Here is a 25,052-nt window from a genome sequence, read left to right on the forward strand (position 1 = left end):
AGTAATCAGCGGGATGTAAAATAAAATTTCAACTTATATAGCTTCGCATAAAAATGACGGATCAAGGCAGCGCATGTTCACGAAAGATCTATGAGCAACGCTTTGCCCTCCACCCAAGCATGAAAATCACGATACACCGGCGAGTTTTCACAGTAAAAGCCATCCGATCGGGATGGCTTTTTCGCCCAACGCTTGTTTTAAGGCCGCAAGCCTGCCAACTGCTCGGCAAGGCGCAAATAAAAGGAACGAATCGGAAACAACGGATTCGGGTCAACGCCAATGACTTCCAAATGATCGACATTGTACGTTCCCATGTCATTCCAAACCCCTTTTCGTATTGTCCCATCATACGGCACGATTCGATCGCTCGACCCACGTTTTGGACCGTTCATCGAAACCGTATTGACGATGCCGTCGTTTTCAAGCCAGCGATCGTCAACACCGAGCGCCGGATTGCGGTACGAACCGAGAAACGGAGCGCAAACGACCGCACTAAACGCGTTCATGCCGAGCTCCGGATAATGGTTTCCAGTCCATGCACCTTGCTCCGTTCGCTCGGTGGAAAAACTCAAATAATACGTGTGGGGACTCGCTTGCACCCACCGATTCAACGCTTCAGCGCCGGGGATGGATAAATCGTAGCGGGCGGTATCTGTGGACGTCCAAACCGGGGAGCGCTTGAGCCGTTCCACATAATGATCGAACGATTCACCCGGCTGGCGGCGCAGTCCCCATTGGTCGAGTTTGAAGTCGTACACGCTGTCTGTGTAAGGCACATTGCTGGCGACAGCCGCCGTTTTCAGCACCGCTTTTTGCAAGTCAAAGAAGCGGTCGGTGAAATCGACCATATTGACAAGCGTCGTTCCGTCATGAGGAGTGGCGATCGTCGTCACGCTTAACACGAAACGATGGCCGCCTTCGAACAACGGTGACAACGACACATTGTGCGCCTTGGCGTACTCCCGCTCTTCTTGGCTGCCATTCTCTAGGAGTGAGACAAGCAAGCGGGCCGTCTGTCCTCCTTGGCTATGGGCGATGATATGAATGCGCCCCCCCTGTTTCAATTCTGGCAACAGGCCGGGATACGTGCGGCCAAACCGCGCATGACCGTGCTTTGCCGCATGGGCTGCCCCGTAATCGACCGTCCCGCCGACAAGCTGAGCATACGCTTCACACGCTCGGTCCCAATTGCTTGAGAGCGGTCCGACCGCCAGCGTATAAGTTCGATAACCGTTGTCGTTCAACCATTGTTCAATATCGCCGCGCACGCCGCCCCAGTACTTAAATCCAACCATTTCGTCCCTTCCCCAACCGGTAAAACCGTGGAGAAGCACGATGGGGGCATCATTGGCGCGCGAAGCTGCCGCTTCGGCCCGCCCTCCCGCGACCGATAGGCCGAACACAAACCATAATCCGAGCAACAGAAACAGAACCCGACAACATTTCATTATGCTCCCCCCATAATTCTGAATTACCTGAATATTTTATCTATAAAACTATTCCGCTTCAATCCCCGCAATTGTCGGGATTTCGACATGAACAAGCCAGCGCGTTACACCGAACCGTTCCCCTCTTACCAAGCCTATTTAAAACAATATAATGGACGGCGCCAGCCTAGTTAGCGAGCTGGTTGCTCATAGAAGATAGTGCGCTGATGCTCCTCTTTTTCCAATTCTCCAGTCGATACTAAATACTCTAAATGCGCGAGCGTCTCGGCAATCGCCAATCGCCATTGGGTCGGAGTCAATCGCTTATGGTCAAACAAACGCCGCGCGATGTCGTAGGCGGTTACCCGAGCCGTCGCAAGCGCTTTTATGGCTTGCAACCGCTGTCCATGGTGGCGGACAATAGCGCTGACCCGCTCGCGAAACTGGTGGATGGCCCCGCCATGGGCAGGCCAAGCGATATCCACTTCCAACTCCTCGACTTTGCGCAAAGAAGTGAAATATTGCTGCAACGGGTTCGGGTCGGCTCCCGGCCATACACCAATATTCGGGGTAATGCGATCAAGCACGTGGTCCGACGCGACCAATTGACGCAATTCGGGCTGATAAAAACTGATGAGTCCATCGCTATGACCGGGAACCGGGACAATCGTCCACCGCCGCTGTCCAAGCACAATGTCGGAAGCGTCCAAGACAGTGAGCACCGGGAGCGGACTCACACGCATCGACAGCTTCCACATGTCTTTCTCCATTTGCGCTGTCAGTTCCTCTGGCGCACCATGGCGGCGAAACAAAGCCGCCACCTCGCCTGCTTGGATGCCTTCTTCCCCCCAGACCCGTTCTGCCATGTGATAATCGGGCGCGCTGATCCACACAGGAGCCTCGGTTTGCTGCTGCATCCAGCCAGCCAAGCCAAAATGATCCGGATGAAAATGGGTAAGATAAATGGCACGAACATGGCGAGGCTTTATTCCCAGCTCTCGAAACGCTGACTCCCAGGCGCGCATCGCCTCGCGATCGCGAAACCCAACGTCCACAATACTCCAGCCGTCTGCCTCCTGGCATACGTAACAGTAGACATATTTCATCGGAAACGGGACGGGAATCGGAACACGGTACATCCCCTCCCCGATCGTTTCCACCAGCGTAGACGCCATTTCTTCCCCTCCCCTTGCCTTTCGGGTATTGTCAAAAGTTTATCCTCCACACTCACGGTTTTCCCTTGAGTTTCAACGGTTGAACGAAAAAAAGCTTGCCACCCCCATTGTTTTCGGCCATCATTGAGGTAACGACACCCAACAGCCAAAACAAAGGAGTGACAAGCTTTGTTACCTCAATTATTAGCCTATTTGCTCGAAATTATCAAGACCCAATATCAAATCATTGTGTATTTAATGGGTGTGATATTGGGGAAATCCTTGCATCTCGAGGACTGGGACGAACCCATCCAAAAGCCGTACCGGAAACTTCAGGTCGATGACCTTCCGATCATCGATGTGCCGGAAACCCTTGATTACCGGAAGCTGTTGGCAGACTATGAAGCCCAGCACAGACGTCCTTTACGGCCCATCCAGCGCCGCGCGAATGCGAAACACCGTGTGCCGGATTCGTTGACCTGCCCTCGCTGCCAGGCTCCCTCTTCTTACCTGTACGCCAATAACGGCGGAAAAGGGCAATACCAATGCAAAGTGTGCCAATGCCGGTTCAACCACCGAAATCGGTTCACCAAGCAAGCGGTCTTTCGTTGTCCGCACTGCAAAAAGACGTTGGAAAAAATCAAGGAGCGCAAGGAATACAACATCTATAAGTGCAAGAACAACGATTGCCCGTTTTACCAGGCCAACCTTCGCCGGATGACGAAGAAAGAGCGCCAACAGTTTCAACAGAATCCTCAAGCCTTCAAGGTGCGGTATTTGTTTCGGGAGTTCTTGTTTGACTTTCTCCCGTTGGCTTCCTCGTCGCTCATCAAGCCGAAGGTCGATTTGTCCCGGCTGGCTGCGTCGCCGCACGTGTTGGGGCTCGTGTTGACGTACTACGTCAACTTTGGGATGTCCTCGAGGGAAACCGCCGCCGCCCTGAAGGACATCCATGGCGTCTCGATCTCTCATCAGACGGTGCTCAACTACGCCAACAGCGTCGCGCTTTGGATCAAGCCCTTTGTCGACCGATTTCCGTATGAGCTGTCCGGTTCGTTCTGTGGGGACGAGACATATATTCGTGTGAAGGGCCGTTGGCATTACCTATTCTTTATGTTCGACGCGGTGAAAAAGATCGTGCTGTCCTATCGCGTCTCGCCCAACCGGGACACGCTCTCGGCCATCAAGGCGATCAATGATGTCCTCAGGAAGCTGCCGTCCCTTCCAGACGACTTGTCGTTCGTCGTGGATGGCAACCCGATTTACCTGTTGGCGCAACACTTCTTTGCCCAGCACGGGATTTCGTTTGACGTCCGCCAGGTAATCGGCCTGACCAACGAAGATCCGGTCTCGGAAGAATTTCGCCCTCTCAAGCAGATCATCGAGCGATTCAACCGGACCTTTAAAGGCAACTACCGCCCGACCCATGGGTTTGGCGCCGAGGAAGGCTCGGTGTCCTTTGTGACGCTGTTTGTGGCGTATTTTAACTTTCTGCGCCCGCATAGCGCGCTCGAAGGCCGGGTGCCGGTCGTCATCCCGGAGCTCGCCGAGCTGCCGCATATGCCGGCCCGGTGGACGAAGCTGATCGCCATGGCTCAGGACTTCCTTCAAAACGAGGCAGCCTAACTTTTTTGTCCTCCAGAGCCCGTTGAACAGAACTCCTGCCGGATTCGGCGAAGCGAACCCTTGACCAACCGAACACCGCCAAAGGTAAAATTCGGTAAAGGCAAGGGCGGCTTTCCTATTGCCTTCTTTTTTGTCCCCGTCGCCCTTGACGACTCTTCCGCACCTTTGGCGGGTGTTGGTCAAGGGCGAATCCGGCTCTCTGCATGCCCCACGATGCTCAATGGGATGGTCTGTGTGGAGTTTTCATAGAACTTTTGACGCTACCTGCCTTTCGCCATTTCTTGAGAACTGGGATGTTCTACCCATTCTTTCGATTCAAAGCTGTTCGTTCAATGGATGGAAGATCGGACGGTGTTGGCCAATCGATAATCGCCTTCCCTGCTTGCCAGAGTTGTGCCTTTCACGTTTCTTGGGAGACTTCTTTCGGAAATGACATGCGAACGAGGATGTGCAGCTTGTTGTCAAGAAGAGTGCAATGTCTGTTGCTCAAGTATGGCCAACCTGTGGTCTGAAGCTGTGGAGACGTTTGCAAGCCCGGTGAACGCGATCAATCATTCTCCCGGTCATCTGTACGCCTCTCCTGTCGGCAAAACTGACTACTCTGCCAATCACCTTCCATCGCCCTCGGAGATGAGCGCGCATGATGAAAGCGGAATCACCTTTATTTTACACTTTCTATTCTTTTGCAGGCAAGACAAACAAAGAACAGACAAGTGCCGAAACAACTTCGCTCCGGCTTAAGAGGAACGAGATGAAAATCGAAACGAAACATGAGAAATTCTCTATTGCAACTTATAACGTTTTTCTAAACAAAAAAATTCCATATATTTCTCTATTTTCATCCTTCTCATGTCCCTATATACTGAATTCGTATATCAAACAAACGGAGGTCACGACATGAAAAACATCGTTCCTTTTGCCTTGGCCGCATCCATCGCCACTGTATGGCCAGCTTCAGCGTTCGCCATTGAACGCAACGATCCAGCTTTAGAGCAGTATTTAAATGAAGCCGGGATCACAGTCGAAGAGCTGGAAAATTATTTGGACTATGAAGGCTATTCGCTCGATGAGTTTGACAGCGTGGACGAATTACGCCGCGAACTCGGCGAGCCGCTCACGGAAGAAAATTTAGCTCAGTTGCTCGCCAAACACGGATTGACCGAACAACAGCTTCGACAAATGCTTATCGACAATGGAGAAATGGAAGAGGCACAGGCCATTACCGATGTGTTTTTATTTTACAATGATCTCGAAGAATATATCGAACTGTTTAAACATTACTCCGTTCCGATCACTGATGAAACGCTAGCCGCCTTTCTAAACGAACACGGAATGACAAAGGAAGAGCTCATCGCTCTTCTTGATCAGCACGGCGAATCGTTGGCCGATTACCACTCAATCGGCGAGCTGAAAGATATTGTCGATTATTATCAAAATTTGACGCCGTTGACCGAGGAAACATTAAACGAATTTTTGCAAGAAATTGGCATGACGAAGACGCAGTTGGAAAAACTGCTGTCTAAAAACGGCGATTCGCTTGACCATTATGCGACGGTCGAGGAACTGTCGGAGGCCGTCATCGACTACTTGCTTCCGGATTTGGACGAGCTCGGTTTGACGGACGCAGAGTTGGAAAAGCTCTATACCCATTTTGAATCGCTGAATATGGAAGATCCGCAATTCGCCAAGAAAATGGAAGAAATCGGCCAACGGCTTGAGGCGATCGGGGCGTACGATTTCACCAGCATGACGGAGCTATCGCCAACGCAAATCGCTGAGATCGCCGATGTATGGACCGATCTGCTTTCCACATTCCAGCTGGAAGCAAAGTTTTATTTGACGAAAGACGGCGAGAAAAAGCCGCTCAGCCTGTCGACGCTGCTGACAATGGAATCAGCGAACGGCTACGATTTGCTTGTTGAAATTTACAGCACTGACGGCGAGCGACTGGCTGATTTTGTCGTGACCGAAGAGATGTTTGCTTCTGACCTATTCGATGAAATCGGCAAAGACTTACAACAAGGCGGCCAGGCAGCGAAAATCGAAAAAGTAGTGAAGCCGGCGACGCCGAAACCGCTGAAGCGGAGCGAAGCCGGAGCCAAACTGCCGAAAACGGCATCCCCGTATGCCGCTTATATGCTGTTTGGCTTGGCATTCATCGGTGCCGGTGCATTCCTTGTCCGCTTCCGCCAAGGAGCCGAGGCGAAATAAATGAACGGGAAACGGCTCGTGCGCTTTTTTGGAGCAAGCTTGATCGCAGCAGGAATCGCCGTAGTTGGCGTTAGTGGTCTGAAATGGAAAAGCGGCCTAGAAGCGGCCAAGCCGATGTCCGCTGAAACAGAGCGACCAGTGGACGCCGCGCCGATTCGAAGCCAAGCTCCTCTCTACGCAAAACAACCAAAAATCGGTGAACAAATCGGCGTACTCATCATTCCGAAGCTCAACGCCAGCCTGCCGATTTACCACGGTACAGATGAAGACGAGTTGGAAAAAGGGGTCGGCCATTACGCGGGCAGTGTCCTGCCAGGCGAGGCGGACAACTGCGTGCTTTCTGGCCATCGCGACACGGTCTTCCGCCGTCTTGGCGAAGTCGGCCAAGGCGATCTCTTGATCGTCCGCACGTCCGCTGGCACATTCACCTATAAAGTGCGCAAAGTGCGCATCGTCGATGCCGACGACCGGACGGTCATCGTTCCAAAGCCGAAAGCGACACTCACCGTTTCCACGTGTTATCCATTCCGCTACGTCGGCCCCGCTCCGCAGCGGTACGTGCTCGTCGCCAACTTAATCAATGAACGCTCTTAACGTTGCGAAAATCGAAAGGATGGCCGAAACAAGGGCCATCCTTTTTTACTTCCCTTCGTACGCCGTCCAAGTCGGCTTTTTGATTTTCGCCGACAGCGAGACCATTTTCCGTTTCACCCGGTCTGCTTCCTTTCCCGTTAACGGCATCGGCTGATAATTGTTTCTTGTCGTCACCGATGAAATGCGAAATGGGATGACGCGGATTTCTTTTTTGGTCGTCCGCTTGCCGTTTTGAAAAGAAAACACTTGCTGGAAGACAAACGTATCTTTGTCGCTCGGATTTTTGTTTCCGCCAAACATAAAATTGCCAAGGCTGTAAACGATGAATTTGCCTTTATACTCTTCAATCCCCTGAACGACGTGCGGATGATGGCCGACGACCAAATCGGCGCCGCTGTCAATCGCAAAGCGGCCGAGCGCCTTTTGCGTGCTGTTTGGCACATAGCTTCGTTCCACTCCCCAATGAAAATGAACGAGGATGAGATCGGCTCCTTGTTTCCGAAGCATGCGAATATCGTTGGCGATTTGCTTGCGCAGCGTGCTGGTGTTGCTCCAGCCTTCATAGCCGAGCGCCCCGATTTGGACTCCTTTCACCGTTTTCAACAGCCGGAGCGTGCGACCGAAATAACCGATATTTTCCTTTTTTAAACTAGCAATTGTGTCCTTGTATCCTTGTTGCAAATAATCGTACGTATGGTTATTCGCGAGATTGACCGCATCAATGCCGCCATAGGTTAAGATTTTTGCATAACTCGGGTGGCCGCGAAAACGAAATTTCTTGCTTGCCTTCCGCGTCGAGGTCGTCAGCGTCGTTTCCAAATTGACGGTCGTAAAATCATCTTTCTTGAAGATCGGCTCAATGTATTTCGTAAAATAACGCAATCCATGCTTTTTCACTTCTTCATCAAACGAATACGTATAACCGTAGTTTTCATCACGCCCAAGCGTCACATCGCCCGCAGCGCTGATGGTGATGCGTACTTCATCCGGTCTCCGCACAGTGGATTTCACTGCCGCTCGCGCTATAGTCGTCTTATCAGCCGGGCTAGGCAGCGGCACGGAGTTCACCTCTTCCTTTCGCGCTGCTAACACTTCATCTCCCCCATGTTCAACAACTTTGTCACACGAGAGCAACAGCAGCGCTGAAACGAAGAGAAGCGCTAAACCTTTTCTTTTTCTCTGGATGTTTTTTCTCCGTATGTCCATATCCCTTCTCCTATCTTTTTCCCTGCCGTTTTGTATATCCTTCCTGTAGATGAGCAAATTTGCTAACATAAATTGACAGCTAAACAAAAAAGGAGACATGAACCCAGCTCCTTGAGTAAAATAGATGTGCTCAAACTACCCACAAGGAGGTTCATGTCTCATGAATAGATTAGCACATCATCAAGGAATCCACAAGTTTTTCATGACGCTGGGATTGGCGCTTTATTTCTCGAAACCGGTCATCAAGCATCTCGTTCATATTGTGGATGCCTTGACTACCAAGGGATTTTCGGGAACATTGACCGATGTCCATCACTGGAGTTTTCATCCCAATCATCGAACCACGCTCAGCCATTTTTTCACGAAAAGCCCTTGGGATGAAGAGACGTTGCTTCGCAAACTCCAGCAATGGATCCTTCATCGCATCCAGCGAATCGCCAAACAGGAGAATCAACCCCTTTTTGTTTCGATTGATGATACGATTTGCCAAAAAACGAAGCCTTCGTCACGGGCTGCCCGCGCCATTCAAGGGTGTGATTGGCACTACTCGCACAAAGATCATCAATCCGTTTGGGGGCATTCGCTCGTTTGGCTGATGGTGCATACTTTCTCGCAAGCGTTCCCGTTCGCCTTTCGTCTGTATGACAAGACGGCGGGAAGAAGCAAGATCGACCTAGCGATCGAGATGCTTTCCTCGCTCAAGGGGAAACGGGCTCAGCCGGTGTATGTGCTCATGGATTCGTGGTATCCGTCCCAAGCGCTCATCGAAGCCTGCCTGAAACAAGGATTCCATGTCATCGCCATGCTCAAGACGAACCGGATTCTCTATCCGAAAGGTATCGCCATCCAAGCGAAGAAGTTCGCCCGCTATATCGAGCCCAACGACACCCACCTCGTCACGGTGGGGAAGGAGCGTTACCGCGTGTATCGCTACGAGGGAGCGATCCATGGCCTCGATGACGCGGTGGTGCTGCTGGCTTGGAAGGCGGATGAACCGATGACGCCAGATCATCTCCATGTCGTCTTGAGCACCGACCGGGAGCTAGGCGATGAAGAGATCTTGCGTTATTATGCCCAGCGCTGGACGATCGAATGCTTTTTCCGGCAGGCCAAAGACCAGCTGAAGCTCGATGGGTACCGTGTTCGTCACATTCGGGCGGTGAAACGGTATTGGGCCGTGGTGCTGTTCGCCTGCGTATACAGCATCGCCGAATCTCAGCAAGACCTCTCTTCCGGCCTGGAGCTTCTTCGGTCTCGGAAAGGGCACAGCGTCGTCGAGTTCATCTACGATGCCGCGAAGCAAGATATTCCCATTGATGTGATCAAAAAACAGCTCCATGTCGCCTAAGGGGTCCCCTGTTTGTCTCTTAGGGCATGGAAATTATTGTAATGAAAAATGCTCATCTACAGATCCTTCGACACTTTTCCCGTTCTTTCCTTTCTGACTAGCAAATTTTTTTGCGTGATGGCTTCCATGTTTCGTGATATAATGGCCTCACAGGCATTTCCTTCCTCACTCTCACACCTCACACATCCCTTCCACTGCACTGTCGGAAATGCCCTTTCACTCACCAAATCGGATCAAGGAGGTTGCCTTTTCTGATGGAGGAACAACTGTTGCGTCAATTGACAGAACTCGTGCAGCATCTCGTTCACGACATGACCGGAGTCAAACAAAATTTGCAAACGGTCGTGCAAAACATCGCCACCCTTCAAAAAGATGTCGATACGTTGAAAAAAGATGTCGATACGCTGAAAAAAGACGTGGATATCATGAAAAAAGACATGGACATCATGAAGAAAGACATGGACATCATGAAGAAAGATATGGACATCATGAAGAAAGACATGGACATCATGAAGAAAGATATGGATGCCATGAAAAAAGACATGGATACTATGAAAAAAGACATGGATGCCATGAAACAGGAAATCCAGCTCGTGAAACAAAAGGTAGACAAGCTCGAACGGCGCATGGATCGGCTTGAACAACGGATGGACAAACAAGAAGAAGAACTGCGCTGGCTAAAAGAGCAAACAAAAGAAAATACGGAGATGATCAAAGCCATCCGCGACAATCAACTCGAGCAGCGAAGCATTCAAGACGGCATGCGCCATGAAATTGCCAACCTTCGCGGCGAAGTCGTCGACATTCGCGGAAACATGGCGACCAAAGAAGACATCTCCCTCATTCATCAGCGTCTTGATTATCAACTTGGCCGCATCGCGCGGGTGGAAGAGGAAATCCACTTGTTGAAGGCGGCAAACTAGCAGGCATGGTGAGCACGTCTAAGTGAACATCTTCCGCGGCTCGTTCGTCAATTCCGTCAAGGCGTTTCAGGAGCACAATAGTCTAAGCGAACATCTTCCTTTCGCTTTTTGTTTGGCTGCCAACCTTACGATGCGAGCTATCATATCCTCTCCGGGCTCGGTCCATCGCTTGGGCTGCAATGGTTGTTTCGACGTCCATCCAGCCTTTGGCCAGCAAAAGAACGAATTCGGACGATAAACAAAGCCACACGGGTAAATGTTGTGTGGCTTTGTTTGCATCTCCATATGACCATTCGATCAATTGGTTTTTTGCAATACCCGATTCGTCTCCTTGGCCGCCTGATCGAGCGCCTCTTGCGGATCTACCCCTTCATATAGCTGCTCCATCGCCTTTACTACGTGTTGGCGCGATTCCGGAAATACCGTTATGAGCGCCCCTTGAGTCGCCGCCGTTGGCTTCGTTTCATGGAGCTGGTCAACAGCTACTTTCAATTGCGGGTACTTTTTCCACTCTTCTTTAACGAGCGGTTCATCGTAGGCGGCGGGATTGATGGCAAAATACCCTGTGCGCACGTGCCACTTGGCTTGAACGGAAGGACTGGTTACGTATTTCATAAACTCCCAAGCCGCTTTCTGCTCCTTCTCGCTGCTTCCTTTCATCATCCAAAGAGAAGCGCCGCCGATGACCACCCCTTGGCGCTCAATCCCGTCCGGAACGGGCAAATACGAAACCCCGACCGAAAACGGTGAGTTGTCGATTAGCGACTTGAGGCCAGCCGATGAATCCAAATACATGGCTATTTTTCCTGCTTGAAACGCCGCGCGCATATCGTCCCAATTTTGCCCGGCGTTATAAAACGTGCCGTCCCGATACATATCGCGGATCAGCTCAAACACTCGTCTTCCTTCCTGTCCATGAAACACCGCTTCGGTGGCATCCGCGCTTCTGCCGTTGTCATGGTTGACATACAATCCGCCTTGCACGGCGATCATCTCTTCAAAAAACCAGCCGTAGTTCAATATCGAGAATCCATATTGTTTTGTTTCCTTTCCGCTTTTCTTTGTCAGCTTTTTCGCCGCTTCTTTCAGTTCACTGTAAGTGAGCGGTGGTTTTTCGGGATCGAGCCCCGCTTTTCGGAACGCATCCTTATTGTAAATTAGCACCGGCGTCGATGAGTTGAACGGCATGGAGTAAATTCGCCCGTTGACTGTATAATAACGAACAATGTTTTTCTCCCATTGCGAAACGTCGTACTGGTCCTTGTCGATCCATGTTTGTACCGGAACGATTTGCCCGCTGTCGATCATATGCTTCGTCCCGACTTCAAACGTCTGCATGATCGTCGGCGCTTCTTTCGTTCCGGCCACCGCGTTCCATTTCGTCAATGCTTCTTCATATGTACCTTGAAACACAGGTTTGACCTCAATGTCTGAATGAGTTTGATTAAAATCGTTGACAATTTCCTCTAACACCGGCTGCAAATCCCCGCTCATCGAGTGCCAAAACACCACTTCCGTTTTTCGATTGGCGGTCTCCCCCTTGGAATCCACACTTGAACATCCAGCGATGATCGATACGAAAGCGAGTAGTAATCCAAGCAAAACATTTTTCACGTTGTTCTCCTCCCCTGTTATTGGATGGCCCCTTGCATCAATCCTTTACGCAACTGCTTCTGGCCGACAAACAACAGTGCCAATGTCGGCAGCATCGCCACAACGGCCGCTGCCATGACGACGCCCCAACTGTTCGCCATTTCTTGCGTCTGCAGCTGCTTCAGCCCGATCTGCACAGTGCGGACGCGATCATCGCTCGTGACAAGCAGCGGCCATAAGTACATGTTCCAAGCATCCAAAAAACTATAAACCGCCAGTGTCACCAAGCCGGTTTTGGAAAGCGGCAACGCAATGCGACAAAAAAAGCGGAAATTCCCGATGCCGGACAGACGAGCCGCCTCATACAGCTCGTAAGGAATTTGGCGAAACTGTTGCCGCAATAAAAAGATGCCGAACGCCATCGCCCAAAAGGGAATCGTTAATCCGAAATAATGGTTCGTCCAACCGAGCTGCTGGACCGTTAAAAAATTCGGAATGACCGTCGCCTCCCACGGAACGAGCATCGTTGCAATGCAAATGTAAAACCAGGCATCGCGGCCGGGAAAGCGGAGAAACACAAAAGCGAAAGCAGCCAAGCTCGAAACGATCAGGCGACCGATCGTAATCACGGAAGCGACAAACAAACTGTTGAGCAAATACGACCCGAGCGGCGCCTGTTTGAACGCCGCTTGATAGTTGGTCCACTCCCACCGCTCAGGCCACAGGCGCCCAGCAAAGATATCGGCTTTATCCATAAAGCTCATCAACAGAGCATAGACCATCGGAAATAAAAGAAGCGCTGAACATATGCATAGCCCCCCATAATAAGCAACAAACCGGACCGTTTTCATTGATAATGCACCTTCCTCTCGGCAAACCGAAACTGCAAAAATGTAATCGCGGCGATGATGACAAACAGTACGATCGCCTGGGCGCTGGCGAAACCGAACTGATAGTTGACGAACGCCTCCCGGTAAATGGCATACACGAACACATTGGTGGCATCCACCGGCCCGCCTTTCGTTAAGAAGTCGATTTGTCCGAACGTTTGCAGCGCTTGGATGAGCGAGACGGTCGTGACAAAAAACAAAGTCGGCGATAGCAACGGCACGCTCACCGTCCATAATTGGCGCCAATAGCTAAGTCCAGCGATGCGCGCGCTTTCGTACAAGGACGGATCGATGTTTTGCAGGCCGGCCAGCAACAACAAAAAGGTGAAACCAATATTCATCCATATCGTTGCGACCGCCACCGCATACAACGCCGTATCGGGATCAAGCAGCCACGAAACAGCGGGAAAGCCAAGCGCAGACAACAAGCGGTTCATGATCCCGATGGCTGGGTTGTACATAAACATCCAAATAATAGAAGCTACGGCCACGCTCATTCCCATCGTCGAAGCGAACAATGTTCGAAAGATCCCGATTCCTTTCCGCTTTTCATGGACGAGCAGCGCTAGGCAGAAAGCAATGGCGACCGTTGTCGGAACGGTAAGGACGGCAAAAGAAAACGTCGTCTTTACACTGTGCCAAAACGATTCATCTTGAAACAGGGCGGCAAAATGCGCCCAACCTACAAAACGGATGGGAGCTCCTTGGTAATTCGTAGAAAACATGCTTAAGTACAACGTTCTTGCCAACGGATAGAACAGAAAGACGCCAAACAACAGCAAGGAAGGCAAAAGATAGACCATCCCTTCCATCCATGCCTTCATCGCCGTCCGCCGCACCGTCGGCTGGGTTGGAACGGGCCATGCTGATGGCATGGGGGATGAAACCCGGTCATTCATCGCTCAAATGCCTCCTCTTCTCTTCTCGTCAGCGGCCCGATCCGCTTGCTGTGGCCATCGAAAAAGTGGAGGGCATGTTCATCAAACGAAAATGACGCCACTTCGCCGACAGCCACATTTGCTTGTCCGTTCCAACGCGCCGTCCAATGAATTTGTTTCGTCAATTCAAACGTTACAAGCGTTTCGCTGCCAAGCCGCTCTACATGGACGATGCTAGCCGTTACATGCCCGTCTCCGAGCGCCGCTCGATGAATATGCTCCGGACGAAGGCCGATCGTCACCCGTTCTGTCTTCGGCAAAGGGCGGCGCATCAAGCGAACGGGGCGCTCGTTTTGCAAAAGAAGCGAATGTTCAAGCACGTGCGCCTCTGCCAAGTTCATAGGCGGCGTTCCAACAAACGAAGCCACGAACGTATTGGCCGGATGATTGTATATATCAAGCGGGGCGCCAACTTGCTGCGGATGCCCAGCCCGCAAAATCATGACCCGATCCGCCATCGTCATGGCCTCGGTTTGGTCATGGGTGACGTAAATCACCGTCATGCCGAGCTGCCGCTGCAAACGGCGGAGCTCAACGCGCATGGTCGCTCGCAGTTTCGCATCCAAATTGGAGAGCGGTTCGTCCATTAAGCAAAGCGGCGTTCTCGCTACAATCGCCCGCCCTAAAGCGACGCGCTGGCGCTGTCCTCCCGACAGTTCCCGCGGTTTTCGTCCTAATACATCCGTCAGCCCGAGCATTTCCGCCGCTTCTAGGCAACGGCGCCTTTGCTCTTCTTTCGGCACCTTTTGCGCTTGCAAAACGATGCGCATGTTTTGCTCGACGGTCAAATGCGGATATAACGCATAGTTTTGAAAAACCATCGACAATCGGCGCGCATGAGGCGGCCAATCGTTCGCTACCTGCCCGTCGATCAATATGTAACCGGACGTCAGCGATTCAAGGCCAGCAATAAGCCGCAGCAGCGTGCTTTTACCGCATCCCGATGGGCCGACAAGCACAAAAAACTCTCCTGATTCAATCGCCACACTCACATTCTCCACAACCTGCTTTTTGCCATCATACGATTTCGTCACATCAATAAGCTCAAGAAACGCCATTCCCTTCCCCCTCTTTTCCCGTTTTCGATTCCATCGTAATCCATTTTTGTAAATATGGTCTGAATGTATATTTTGATTTATGTAAATATTTCGTAATGAAATTCCCCACGTTACCACTTCAAAGTGCAAGACTCTTGCCCCTCTCGTTCTCCGGCACACGGTTCATTAAGCTGTCACCGTACGGACTTATGTTGAGGGCGATAAAAAAGACGCCCTGCCAACGCAGAGCGTCCTGTCTTTAAATACGATTGTCTTCCTAAACAGCGGCAACCATCCGCCCAATTATCGGACCCCTCTCATCAACCGCTGGATGCTTGGTGCGAGCGCGAATAAGATGAAGCTTAAGACGAGCGCGACACCGCCGATCGTGCCAAAGTACGCCGTTTCATTCTCCGGCGTGTAAAAGCGGACGAGCTGGGCGTTGATCGCTTGCGCCGCCGCGTTTGACAAAAACCAAAGGCTCATCGTTTGCGCCAAAAACGCCGCCGGGGCGAGTTTCGTCGTCGCCGACAGACCGACCGGCGACAAGCAAAGCTCGCCGAGCACGACGATGAAATAGCTCAACACAAGCCAAATCGGATGGACGAGCTCACCACCGCTCAAATGCCCAGGCACGAGGATAACGATAAACGACAGGCCGGCAAACAACAGGCCAAGAGCGAATTTTTGCGGGATCGTCGGCTGCCGTTTGCCGAGCTTCACCCACATCCAAGCGAACACCGGCGCGAAGATGATAATGAACAACGGGTTGAGCGACTGAAACCAAGCTGGCGAGAGATGAATGCCAGCGACATCCAACTGTGTCCGTTTATCCGCATAGTTCGCCAAAATGGTCGACCCTTGTTCCTGGATGGCCCAAAACATCGCCGAAGCGACAAACAGCGGAATGTAGGCGATGACGCGCGACCGCTCTTCGGCTGTCGTTTTCGGGCTGCGATACATCACGACAAAATAGATGATCGGGATGATGATGCCTAAAATACCAACAAGGGAAATAAACGTTTCCACCGTAAACCAACCGTTGGGAATCAAAATCGCGAGCAGCACAGCAATCACGACCGCTGCGCCCCCGGCGACCGCCGCCGTTTTTTTCTTTTCTTCTGGCGTCAGCGGGTTGGGGACATAGGTCCCGGCCAGCCCAAGATTTTTCGTTCTTGTCGCCACAAACACAACTAGCCCAAGAAACATACCGACAGCAGCGAGCCCAAAACCGAGATGGAAGTTGTATTTCATCCCCACTGTGCCAACAACAAGCGGAGCCAAAAACGCCCCGAGGTTGATGCCCATGTAAAAAATGCTGAACCCGGCGTCGCGGCGATCATCGCCAGGCTTGTACATATCGCCGACAATGCTCGAGACGTTCGGCTTTAACAACCCGGTGCCAAGAACGATGAACGCCATCGACACAAACAGCGCCGCCGCCCCGCCCGGAACGGCCAACGCGATATGGCCAGCCATAATGAGAAGGCCGCCGTAAAAGACCGCGCGCGACGTACCGAATACACGGTCGGCAAGCCAGCCGCCGATGATTCCCGACATGTACACAAGCGCCCCGTAAATCGACATGATCGCGAGCGCTAGATGCTCATCGAGCCCCAATCCGCCTTTCGACACTTCATAATACATGTAATACACTAAAATGGCGCGCATGCCATAGTACGAAAAGCGCTCCCAAAACTCAGTAAAAAAGAGCGTAAACAGCCCCTTCGGATGGCCGAAAAAGCCGCGCTGGGGAACGCTGGCAGCGATTTCTTGCTTATTGATTGATGACATAACAAACCCTCCTTTAACTCTTTTACTATAATAATTTATTCTATTTATATTGTCAAAAAACTTTTGATTCCTCAAAAAAGATCGGTATATGGTTTGAGATTGTTCGCATTTATACCTACTTTGTTTTAATAATATTATTTTTTCAAAAAAACAGATAATTGATTCGCAGAGTTCAGAAAGTTGGTGATTGAAGGAAGCAGGCCGCTTATCAGCCTTGTTTCTCAAATAGAAAAGCTCTGTCGTATCAGGATCGTCTTTCACACGCTCCGCCATCGTTCAAAAGAAACAACCGGGGCTGACCCAAAAGGCGATCCCTCCGCAAGAAAGACACAACATAATCGTCTGGCAGGGAAGCGACCGGTGCTTCTATATGGCGATGAGAAAAGGGGTCCCCCAGTCCTTTTGGGGCACCCCCGCCGCTCGTTCCTAACTAGCGCTCAATCACGTCAAATGAGAAACAAACGACATCAAAGTTGCTTCATTTTGAAACCCTTAGCGGTGAAGCGAGCTGCTCCTTTCATCACCGCTCCTCTAGCTGATGTTCGACCCGCAAGGCCAGTCATTTCACGAGAATCTCGACGCCCAACCGCTTCTTCCGAAAGCGTCTTCGATTAAAAGCGCACCGTCCGCTCGATGGCTGCGAGCACGCGTTCGGGCGATGGCAAGTATTCGTCCTCGTAGGCGAAAAACGGCACCGGCACATCATAACCTGTTACCCGGGCAACGGGCGCTTCTTGGTACAGAAACGCTTCCTCGTTAATCAACGCCGCGATGTCGCTAGCAACCCCTCCAGTGGCTGGCGCTTCTTGCACAATAACCGTCCGCCCCGTCTTTTTTACTGAAGCGATGATCGTCTCCTCATCGAGCGGATCAAGCGTGCGCAAGTCAATGACTTCAACAGAAATGCCGCGCTCGAGAGCGAGATCGGCCGCCTTCATCGCCACTGGCACCATTGCTCCCCAAGCGATCACCGTCACATCTTCCCCTTCGCGCCGTTTCCGCGCTTTGCCGATGGCAACCGTATACTTGCCATCCGGCACTTCTTCACGCACAGACCGGTAACAGCGCATCGGTTCCAAAAACAAAACCGGATCTGGATCTTCGATTGCCGCAATCAACAGCCCTTTTGCATCGTACGGCGAAGAAGGGCAAACGACCTTCACCCCCGGCATATGGGTAAACAGCGCTTCAGTGCTGTCCGAATGAATTTCAGGAGCGCGCACACCAGCGCCATACGGGGCGCGGATAACAAGCGGAACGGTGAAATGCCCGCGCGTCCTCATGCGCATGCGCGCTGCGTGCGTCATGATTTGCTCGTAGGCGGGGTAAATGAAGCCTAAAAATTGAATCTCGACGACCGGTCGAAAACCGGCCATCGCCATGCCGATGGCCATACCGGTAAAGCCCGCTTCGCTAAGCGGGGTATCCATCACCCGCTCTTCGCCGAATTCCGCCTGTAGCCCATCGGTGACGCGAAACACGCCGCCGTTTCGACCAATATCTTCGCCAAGCAGCACGATGTCACCATTCTCACGCAGCATCAAACGCAGCGCATCATGGATGGCCTGCGCCAACGTCATCGTTTTGGTTGCTGCCATCGTTGTCACCGAACCGCCCCCCGTTTCCATTCCAAGTATGCTTGCTTTTGTTTTTCGAGTTTCGGCGTTCGTTTGGCAAATACATCATCAAACATATCCTCGATTTGCACAGAAGGATAGCGTTCAAACTCGGCAACCGCGGCTTCGACTTCTTCTTCCGCTTCCTGTTGAACCGCTTTCGCCCAACTGTCGCTCCACAAGCCTTCCCGCCTCATCCACCGTTCGAGCCGGACAATCGGATCGGTCGTTTGCCGCCGCCGTTCGCTTTCCGTCTGATCGCGGTATCTTGATGGATCGTCGGACGTTGTATGAGCGCCGTAACGCCACGTCACCGCCTCGATCAAGGTCGGTCCCCCTCCGCCTCGCGCCCGCTCGAGCGCTTCTTTCGTGTAAATGTAAACCGCGAAGACGTCATTCCCATCCAGACGGATGCCAGGGATGTCATAGGCGAGCGCTTTTTGCGCGATCGTTTTGGATTTCATTTGGCGAGCGATCGGCACCGAAATGGCAAATTGATTGTTTTGATTGAAAAAGACCACCGGCGCATGAAACACGCTCGCCAAATTCATTCCTTCATGAAAATCCCCTTCCGACGTGGCTCCATCGCCGAAATAAACGATAGCCGCACTTTTCGTCCCTTTTCTCCGTTCTGCGTAAGCCGCCCCAACGGCGTGTGGCAGCTGTGTGGCGATCGGCACAGCGGGCGGCGCTATTTTTTTCCCCACCGGCGGCACGCATCCTTCCGTCCGCCCTTTCCAATACAGAAGCGTCGTCACCAACGAACGGCCAAACGTCATCATCGCCCCATGATCGCGATAAGTCGGGAACATCCAATCGCCCTTATCCAACGCCAAGGCGCTCCCGACTTGGCAAGCCTCCTGCCCCTCAAACGGAACGTACGTGCCGATTCGCCCTTGCCGCTGCAACCGAACGCACTTCCGGTCGAATGTCCGCGTCCGCACAAGATGGCGGTACATCGTTTTCGCTAGCTCCTCCGTTATGTGGAAACGGCAGCTTTCATCAACAAGCTCTCCTCGTTCATTGATGATTTGTCGCAACGGAAATTGCTCTTCCATGAAATCCCCCCACTTGAAACGTGTTGCGCGTGGATGCCGATGATTTCAACCGGCAGCAAAACGGCTTTGCCCCAGCCTCCCCTGTTTGTGCTGCGTCCTACGTTTCCCGGCGAGCGCTCTTTGCATCAGCGGCGAATGGCCCATTTCGGGCGCTGTTGATGGGCGAAAAAATCGTTGCGCCGGCGCCGCTGTTGGAGCCGTTCTTCACAAAAGCGGTCAGCCGCCTCCACCGTCGTCACTCCGGCCGCTTCAGCCCGCTCGTAAATGGCAAGCAGCGTTTCATAAATCGCTTTCGTTTTCGAAAGCACCCGCTCTTTGTTCGCTCCATACAGTTCATCGGCTACTTGAATGAGCCCGCCGGCGTTGACGATATAATCAGGGGCATACACGATGCCTTTTTCTTTCAACATGCGGGCGTGGCGTTTGTCAGCCAGCTGATTGTTTGCCGAGCCAACGACCGCTTTCACCCGCAGCTCGGTGATCGTTTCATCGTTGATGACGCCGCCAAATGCACACGGGACAAACACATCGGCTTCGACGCGATAAATATCCGTTCCGTTTACCGGTTTGACGGACGCCCCGATTTGCTTGCCGTACGCTACGACCTCTTCCACTGCCGCTTCGTTCAAATCGCACACATACAGATCCGCCCCTTCTTCAAGCAAACGAAGCGCCACTTTTTTTCCGACTTTTCCGAGTCCTTGCACTGCATACGTTTTGCCATGCAAGTGCTTGCTGCCGAACACCACGTCGTTGGTCGCCTGAATGCCGTAAACAACGCCCTCGGCGGTCGGAATCGATGAATCGCCGCTGCCGCCATAGGCTTCCGGCACACCGACGATGCAATTGGTTTCTTTCAATGCATGAACGAAATCCTCCGGCGTCGTCCCCATATCGGTGCCGGTGTAAAATCGACCGCCTAATGACTCGACAAACTGCCCGAAGGCACGAAACAGCTCGGGTGATTTGTCTTTGCGCGGGTCGCCGATAATGACGGCCTTGCCGCCGCCAAAATCGACATCGGCAGCTAGGCATTTGTACGTCATCCCCTTCGATAGCCGCAGCGCGTCGATGAGCGCTTCCTCCGTCGTCGCGTACGGATACATCCGACAGCCGCCAAGCGCCGGTCCCAGCGCCGTGCTATGGATGGCAATAATAGCCTTGAGCCCGGTTCCTTCATCATGGCAAAACACCACTTGTTCATGCTCGCGCATATAGGCAAATAAATCAAACGTTTCTTTCGTTTGAGCCGTCACGATCATCGCCATCGTGCCTCTCCCTCCGTCAATGTCCTCGATCCGCGTCTGCATGCCCCAAATTTTCGTCTCCTGCCGCGTCATCTGAGTGCCGTTCCACCCCTTGGCTTGACGTGCACCTGTCTGCTGTTCTCTTCCCCGCTTTACGCTCCCTCACCCGTTCGGGCTCCTTTGGCCACTTCGTCCCCGCGGCGGCAAGCGAAAGAAAGCGGGCGGTCGTCTGTCTTCCTCCTTCACTTCACTGCTTGAAAGCGTTTACAAATTAATATAATAAAAATTTTTATTACGAAAAAATAACGTTATACTATTTACATAGTATCAATGATGCTCCTCACCGTCAACCCGTTTTTCTGTCATTTTCTTTCATCAAAAAAAGACGCCGTTTGACAGGCGTCTTCGTTCGATCAGCGAAATAGCTTGGATAATGATTGCCACTGCCTTTTCGCTTCCGTCATCATTTGCTCAAACAGCTCGGCCACCGTTGGCACGTCATCGATGAGGCCAGCGATTTGCCCCGCGTTGATGAATCCTTCGCTGAAATCGCCGGAAAGCGCGCCGCGGCGATGGCGCTCCTCCGATGTATATTCTTGAAACTGCTCGAGCGGCATGCCTTGCTGTTCATACGCGAGCAGCTTCTTGGCATATGGCGTGCGCATGACGCGGCGAATGCGCCCGACCGAGCGGCCGACAATCACCGTTTCATTTTCCTTTGCCTCGACAAGCCGCTGTTTATACGCTTCATGAAACGGCGCTTCCTTCGTGGCCACCAGCCTTGTGCCGAGCTGCACCCCTTGCGCGCCGAGAGCCAGCGCGGCAAGCAGCCCGCGCCCATCGCCGATGCCGCCGGCGGCAATAACCGGAACGCGGACAGCGCTGGCGACTTGCGGGATGAGCGTCATCGTCGTCAGCTCGAGCGGCGAATTGATTCCGGCCGCCTCATATCCTTCAGCGACGATTAAATCGGCGCCTGCCGCTTCCGCTTTTTTCGCCTGCTGGACCGAGGCAACAACGACGATCACCTTGATGCCATCTTCGGCAAAACGCGGAATCCATGGCGCCGGATTGCCGGCGGAAAGCGAAACGACTGGCACTTGATGTTTGATGACAAGCTCGGCGATCTCTGCAGCGTGCGGCGTCACCTGCAGCGGGATGTTCACGGCAAACGGCTGGCTCGTGCGCCGCTTCGTTTCGATAATCAGCGCCTCCACCTCAGCGGGCGGCATCGTTCCTGCCCCGATCGTTCCAAGCCCCCCGGCTTCCGATACGGCGCTCGCCAGCTCGGCGTTGCTGATGTTGCCCATCCCCCCTTGAATGATCGGATAACGAAGGCCAAGCAAACGGCAAACATCATTCATTTTGTTCCCACTCCGTGAAAAATGTGTTATACTTACTATAACTATATCACAATGCTTGGGGGGATGGGAATGATTTATCCGTATAAAGGCAAAAAACCGCGCATTCATGAAACCGCCTTCATCGCGCCGGGAGCCCGCGTGATTGGCGATGTCACTATCGGCGCGGAGTCGACGGTTTGGTTCAATGCCGTGCTTCGCGGCGATGAAGGACCAATCACGATAGGGGCGCGCACGAGCATTCAAGACAATACGACGTGCCATTTGTACGAAGGCTCTCCGCTTGTGGTGGAAGATGAAGTGACAGTAGGGCATAACGTGGTGCTGCACGGTTGCACGATCCGCCGCCGCTCGATCATCGGCATGGGCTCCACGATTTTAGATGGGGCGGAAATCGGCGAGGAGTGCATCATTGGCGCCCATACCCTCATTCCATCCGGCAAAAAAATTCCGCCCCGTTCACTGGTCATCGGCTCGCCTGGGAAAGTGGTGCGCGAATTGACGGACCGCGATTTGGCGCTCATTGAGCTGTCGGTGGCTACATACGTCCAAAAAGGAAAAGAGTATCGAAACGAGTTGGCCGGCATGAAACAACACAGCCCTTCACCGAGCGGCGAGGCGCTTTGAGTCCGCCGCTTGTCCACCGGATGCACGACGGAACTTCCGCCGTGCATCCGTGTTCATTCAAGCGAACATGCTTCCTCTTCCTTTTTGCCAAGCTCCGCTCCTTCCTGAAACACCGCTTCAAAGAAACGGCTGGCTGGTGCCGCGAGTTGTTGGTAATAATCGTTGAACAAAGCGGCCGCATGGCTTCCCATCCACTCATTCGGCAACAATTCCTCGGGCAGCCCCGGGTCGATAAACAAAAACTTTCGATATTCATGGACGAGCTTCGTCCGCTCGACAAAACATTCCGCGTCCGACATTTCGCCGCGCTCAATTTTATGTTTGTCAATGACGTATTTTTGACTGTAGACCGCGATAAACTGTTCATATTTTTGATTGATCTCTTCTAAGTTCCAGCACTTTTCCACAAGTTGCTTATTTGTATGCGGTCCATCGTATTCAGCAAGAAAGAAGTCGACATACGGGCGGATGTCATACTTGTCGATCAAGTCGTACACTTGTTGCTCTAAATTATTCGGTGAAATCCAGCAGCTGTTGGAAATCGTGCCGAATCCGCTCCAAACAAGTTCCTTTCGCAGTTCATCGCGCAAATGCCGCTTATCCTCAGGAATCGTATAGATGAGAATGCGCCATTTCCCGTCCCAATGCTCGGGGCGCGTTTTGTAAATGCGCCGCGCCGCTTCTTCCATCCGCTTGACGCCGCGCTCCGTGAGCGAATAGTAGCTTTTGTTGCCGCGCTTTTCGGCGCGGATCCAGCCTTGTTTGCTCATGCGCGACACCGCTGCCCGCACCGCTTGGTCGTTATGGCCGAACTCGCGAAGAAGGCGGATCAAGCTGCCGATCCAAATTTCGCCGCCATAATGGCGGATGTAGTCGCCGTAAATCGTGAAAATGAGTGAGCGCGTATTCATCTGACGAAGCTCCCTTTATCTTGTTTTCGAACTATAATCGTAACAAACTTTTATCACGCTGGCAAGACGGACGAAAAAACAAAAGGAATAAAAAAAGAACCGCACCACTAAAAAGGCAGGCGGCTCTCGATGAGATAAAAACATGCGGCCACAGCTTCGGTATTTTCATCTAACTTAGACAGGCATCATTTGAGCTGGCTGGATGACGGGCCGTCGTCTGAACATAACCAGCCTTTCCGCCGAACCAAGGCAAGGCGCTCTCACCGTTCATCGGCGTTTTTCACCATCGTCGCGATTCCTTGGCCGACGCCGATGCACATCGTCGCCAAGCCATAGGTGACACCGCGTTTTCGCATTTCGTAAATCAATGTCGTCAAAATGCGGGCGCCGCTCGCACCAAGCGGATGGCCAAGCGCAATCGCCCCCCCGTTGACGTTCACTTTCGCCCGATCAAGCTCAAGCTGCTGGATGCATGCCAGCGCTTGCGAGGCAAACGCCTCGTTCAGCTCGACAAGCCCAATGTCATCGATGGACAGCCCGGCGCGCCGCAGCGCTTTGCGCGTCGCAAAAATCGGGCCGATTCCCATCACCGCCGGTTCCACGCCGGCGACAGCGGACGTTACGTATTTGGCTAACGGCTTTAAACCGAGCGCTTTCGCTTTATCGGCACTCATCAACAACAGCGCCGCCGCCCCGTCATTAATGCCCGAGGAATTGCCAGCCGTTACGGTGCCGTTTTCAAACAGCGGCGGCAGCTTGGCCAGCTTCTCCAACGTCGTATCCGGGCGCGGGTGCTCGTCCTTGTCAACAACGATCCGGTTACCTTTTTGGTCGTGGTAAACGACCGGCACGAGTTCATCGGCAAACCGGTTCGTTTCGAGCGCTTGTTTCGCTTTCATTTGGCTTTCGTAAGCAAACTCATCTTGCGCCTCGCGTGTAATACCAAATCGCTTCGCCACATGTTCCGCCGTTTGCGGCATGCTGTCGGTGCCGTACATTTCGTGCATCTTCGGATTGATAAAGCGCCAGCCGATCGTCGTGTCGTACATCTCCATATTGCCGCGCGGAAAATCGCTTGACGGTTTGGCCATCACAAACGGAGCGCGCGTCATGCTTTCCACGCCGCCTGCGATCACGATGTCCGCCTCATTGGCCAAAATCGCCCGCGCCGCATAATTGACCGCATCAAGCCCCGAACCGCACAGCCGATTGACCGTCACCCCCGCGGCCTCAATCGGCAGCCCGGCCAATAGCGCTGCCATGCGGGCGACGTTGCGGTTGTCTTCCCCCGCCTGGTTCGCGTTTCCCAATACGACATCGTCGATTTGCTCCGGCGGCACGTTCGGGTTGCGTTCCATGAGCGCCCGGATGACGACGGCGGCCAAATCGTCCGGCCGCACGTCTTTCAACGCCCCTTTATAGCGGCCGATCGGGGTGCGCACGGCATCGACAATCACGACTTCTCTGCCCATGTTTTCTCCCTTCCTTTTC

At 52.6% G+C, this 25,052-nt stretch carries 20 protein-coding genes; 6 read left to right on the forward strand and 14 right to left on the reverse strand.

What is annotated here, in order from left to right; genetic code table 11:
* Nucleotides 1–197: 197 nt before the first annotated feature.
* Complete coding sequence (locus tag ACTVIM_RS09575; protein ID WP_445612447.1) at nucleotides 198–1,448, reverse strand: esterase/lipase family protein; 1,251 nt, start codon at nucleotides 1,446–1,448, stop codon at nucleotides 198–200.
* A 170-nt stretch (nucleotides 1,449–1,618) separates the two neighbouring features.
* Nucleotides 1,619–2,602, reverse strand: a complete 984-nt coding sequence (locus ACTVIM_RS09580; protein ID WP_445612448.1) for an MBL fold metallo-hydrolase — start codon at nucleotides 2,600–2,602, stop codon at nucleotides 1,619–1,621.
* A 168-nt stretch (nucleotides 2,603–2,770) separates the two neighbouring features.
* On the opposite strand from ACTVIM_RS09580, the gene ACTVIM_RS09585 reads away from it, so the two are divergent.
* From ACTVIM_RS09585 to ACTVIM_RS09595, 3 genes are all read left to right on the forward strand, one after another.
* Nucleotides 2,771–4,207 (forward strand): DDE-type integrase/transposase/recombinase, encoded by a 1,437-nt coding sequence (locus tag ACTVIM_RS09585; RefSeq protein WP_445612449.1) that lies wholly within the window; start codon nucleotides 2,771–2,773, stop codon nucleotides 4,205–4,207.
* An 897-nt stretch (nucleotides 4,208–5,104) separates the two neighbouring features.
* On the forward strand, nucleotides 5,105–6,418 hold the full coding sequence (locus tag ACTVIM_RS09590) for a processed acidic surface protein (protein ID WP_445612450.1): 1,314 nt from the start codon (nucleotides 5,105–5,107) through the stop codon (nucleotides 6,416–6,418).
* Entirely contained in the window at nucleotides 6,419–7,012 is a 594-nt protein-coding gene (locus ACTVIM_RS09595) for a class D sortase (protein ID WP_445612451.1), read from the forward strand.
* A gap of 45 nt (nucleotides 7,013–7,057) precedes the next feature.
* Here ACTVIM_RS09595 and ACTVIM_RS09600 read toward each other — a convergent pair whose 3' ends face one another.
* Entirely contained in the window at nucleotides 7,058–8,218 is a 1,161-nt protein-coding gene (locus ACTVIM_RS09600; RefSeq protein WP_445612452.1) for a CapA family protein, read from the reverse strand.
* 160 nt (nucleotides 8,219–8,378) lie between these two features.
* Here ACTVIM_RS09600 and ACTVIM_RS09605 point away from each other — a divergent pair, with 160 nt between their 5' ends.
* Both ACTVIM_RS09605 and ACTVIM_RS09610 read left to right on the forward strand, forming a co-directional pair.
* Nucleotides 8,379–9,566 (forward strand): IS701 family transposase, encoded by a 1,188-nt coding sequence (locus ACTVIM_RS09605; protein ID WP_445612376.1) that lies wholly within the window; start codon nucleotides 8,379–8,381, stop codon nucleotides 9,564–9,566.
* 521 nt (nucleotides 9,567–10,087) lie between these two features.
* Entirely contained in the window at nucleotides 10,088–10,489 is a 402-nt protein-coding gene (locus tag ACTVIM_RS09610; protein WP_081917020.1) for a hypothetical protein, read from the forward strand.
* 297 nt (nucleotides 10,490–10,786) lie between these two features.
* On the opposite strand, the gene ACTVIM_RS09615 is transcribed toward ACTVIM_RS09610, so the two are convergent.
* From ACTVIM_RS09615 to ACTVIM_RS09655, 9 genes are all read right to left on the reverse strand, one after another.
* A complete protein-coding gene (locus ACTVIM_RS09615) occupies nucleotides 10,787–12,103 on the reverse strand; it encodes an ABC transporter substrate-binding protein (RefSeq protein WP_445612453.1) in 1,317 nt (438 codons plus the stop codon).
* A 17-nt stretch (nucleotides 12,104–12,120) separates the two neighbouring features.
* Entirely contained in the window at nucleotides 12,121–12,933 is an 813-nt protein-coding gene (locus tag ACTVIM_RS09620) for a carbohydrate ABC transporter permease (protein ID WP_445612454.1), read from the reverse strand.
* Nucleotides 12,930–13,871: a carbohydrate ABC transporter permease gene (locus tag ACTVIM_RS09625; protein ID WP_445612456.1), complete on the reverse strand. Its 942-nt coding sequence runs from the start codon at nucleotides 13,869–13,871 to the stop codon at nucleotides 12,930–12,932. Before ACTVIM_RS09625 ends, ACTVIM_RS09620 begins: the two co-directional genes overlap by 4 nt.
* Nucleotides 13,868–14,968 (reverse strand): ABC transporter ATP-binding protein, encoded by a 1,101-nt coding sequence (locus tag ACTVIM_RS09630; protein WP_445612457.1) that lies wholly within the window; start codon nucleotides 14,966–14,968, stop codon nucleotides 13,868–13,870. Before ACTVIM_RS09630 ends, ACTVIM_RS09625 begins: the two co-directional genes overlap by 4 nt.
* A 282-nt stretch (nucleotides 14,969–15,250) precedes the next feature.
* A complete protein-coding gene (locus tag ACTVIM_RS09635) occupies nucleotides 15,251–16,741 on the reverse strand; it encodes a peptide MFS transporter (protein WP_445612458.1) in 1,491 nt (496 codons plus the stop codon).
* A gap of 611 nt (nucleotides 16,742–17,352) precedes the next feature.
* Nucleotides 17,353–18,339: an alpha-ketoacid dehydrogenase subunit beta gene (locus tag ACTVIM_RS09640; RefSeq protein WP_445614341.1), complete on the reverse strand. Its 987-nt coding sequence runs from the start codon at nucleotides 18,337–18,339 to the stop codon at nucleotides 17,353–17,355.
* A gap of 5 nt (nucleotides 18,340–18,344) precedes the next feature.
* A complete protein-coding gene (gene pdhA / locus ACTVIM_RS09645) occupies nucleotides 18,345–19,415 on the reverse strand; it encodes a pyruvate dehydrogenase (acetyl-transferring) E1 component subunit alpha (RefSeq protein ID WP_445612459.1) in 1,071 nt (356 codons plus the stop codon).
* 125 nt (nucleotides 19,416–19,540) lie between these two features.
* Entirely contained in the window at nucleotides 19,541–20,677 is a 1,137-nt protein-coding gene (locus tag ACTVIM_RS09650) for a Glu/Leu/Phe/Val dehydrogenase dimerization domain-containing protein (RefSeq protein WP_445614342.1), read from the reverse strand.
* Between the two features lie 398 nt (nucleotides 20,678–21,075).
* Nucleotides 21,076–22,026 carry an NAD(P)H-dependent flavin oxidoreductase gene (locus tag ACTVIM_RS09655; RefSeq protein ID WP_445612460.1) on the reverse strand — a complete coding sequence of 317 codons (951 nt, stop codon included), beginning with the start codon at nucleotides 22,024–22,026 and terminating at the stop codon, nucleotides 21,076–21,078.
* A gap of 69 nt (nucleotides 22,027–22,095) precedes the next feature.
* Here ACTVIM_RS09655 and ACTVIM_RS09660 point away from each other — a divergent pair, with 69 nt between their 5' ends.
* On the forward strand, nucleotides 22,096–22,650 hold the full coding sequence (locus ACTVIM_RS09660) for a gamma carbonic anhydrase family protein (protein WP_144974830.1): 555 nt from the start codon (nucleotides 22,096–22,098) through the stop codon (nucleotides 22,648–22,650).
* 53 nt (nucleotides 22,651–22,703) lie between these two features.
* Here the strand turns inward: ACTVIM_RS09660 and paaX are convergent, their stop codons facing one another.
* Together paaX and ACTVIM_RS09670 are read right to left on the reverse strand one after the other, a co-directional pair.
* Nucleotides 22,704–23,561 carry a phenylacetic acid degradation operon negative regulatory protein PaaX gene (gene paaX / locus ACTVIM_RS09665; RefSeq protein WP_445612461.1) on the reverse strand — a complete coding sequence of 286 codons (858 nt, stop codon included), beginning with the start codon at nucleotides 23,559–23,561 and terminating at the stop codon, nucleotides 22,704–22,706.
* Nucleotides 23,562–23,821: 260 nt separating this feature from the next.
* Nucleotides 23,822–25,033, reverse strand: a complete 1,212-nt coding sequence (locus ACTVIM_RS09670; RefSeq protein WP_445612462.1) for a thiolase family protein — start codon at nucleotides 25,031–25,033, stop codon at nucleotides 23,822–23,824.
* Nucleotides 25,034–25,052: the final 19 nt, after the last annotated feature.

The sequence above is a fragment of the Geobacillus sp. YF-1 genome, from assembly GCF_052692335.1.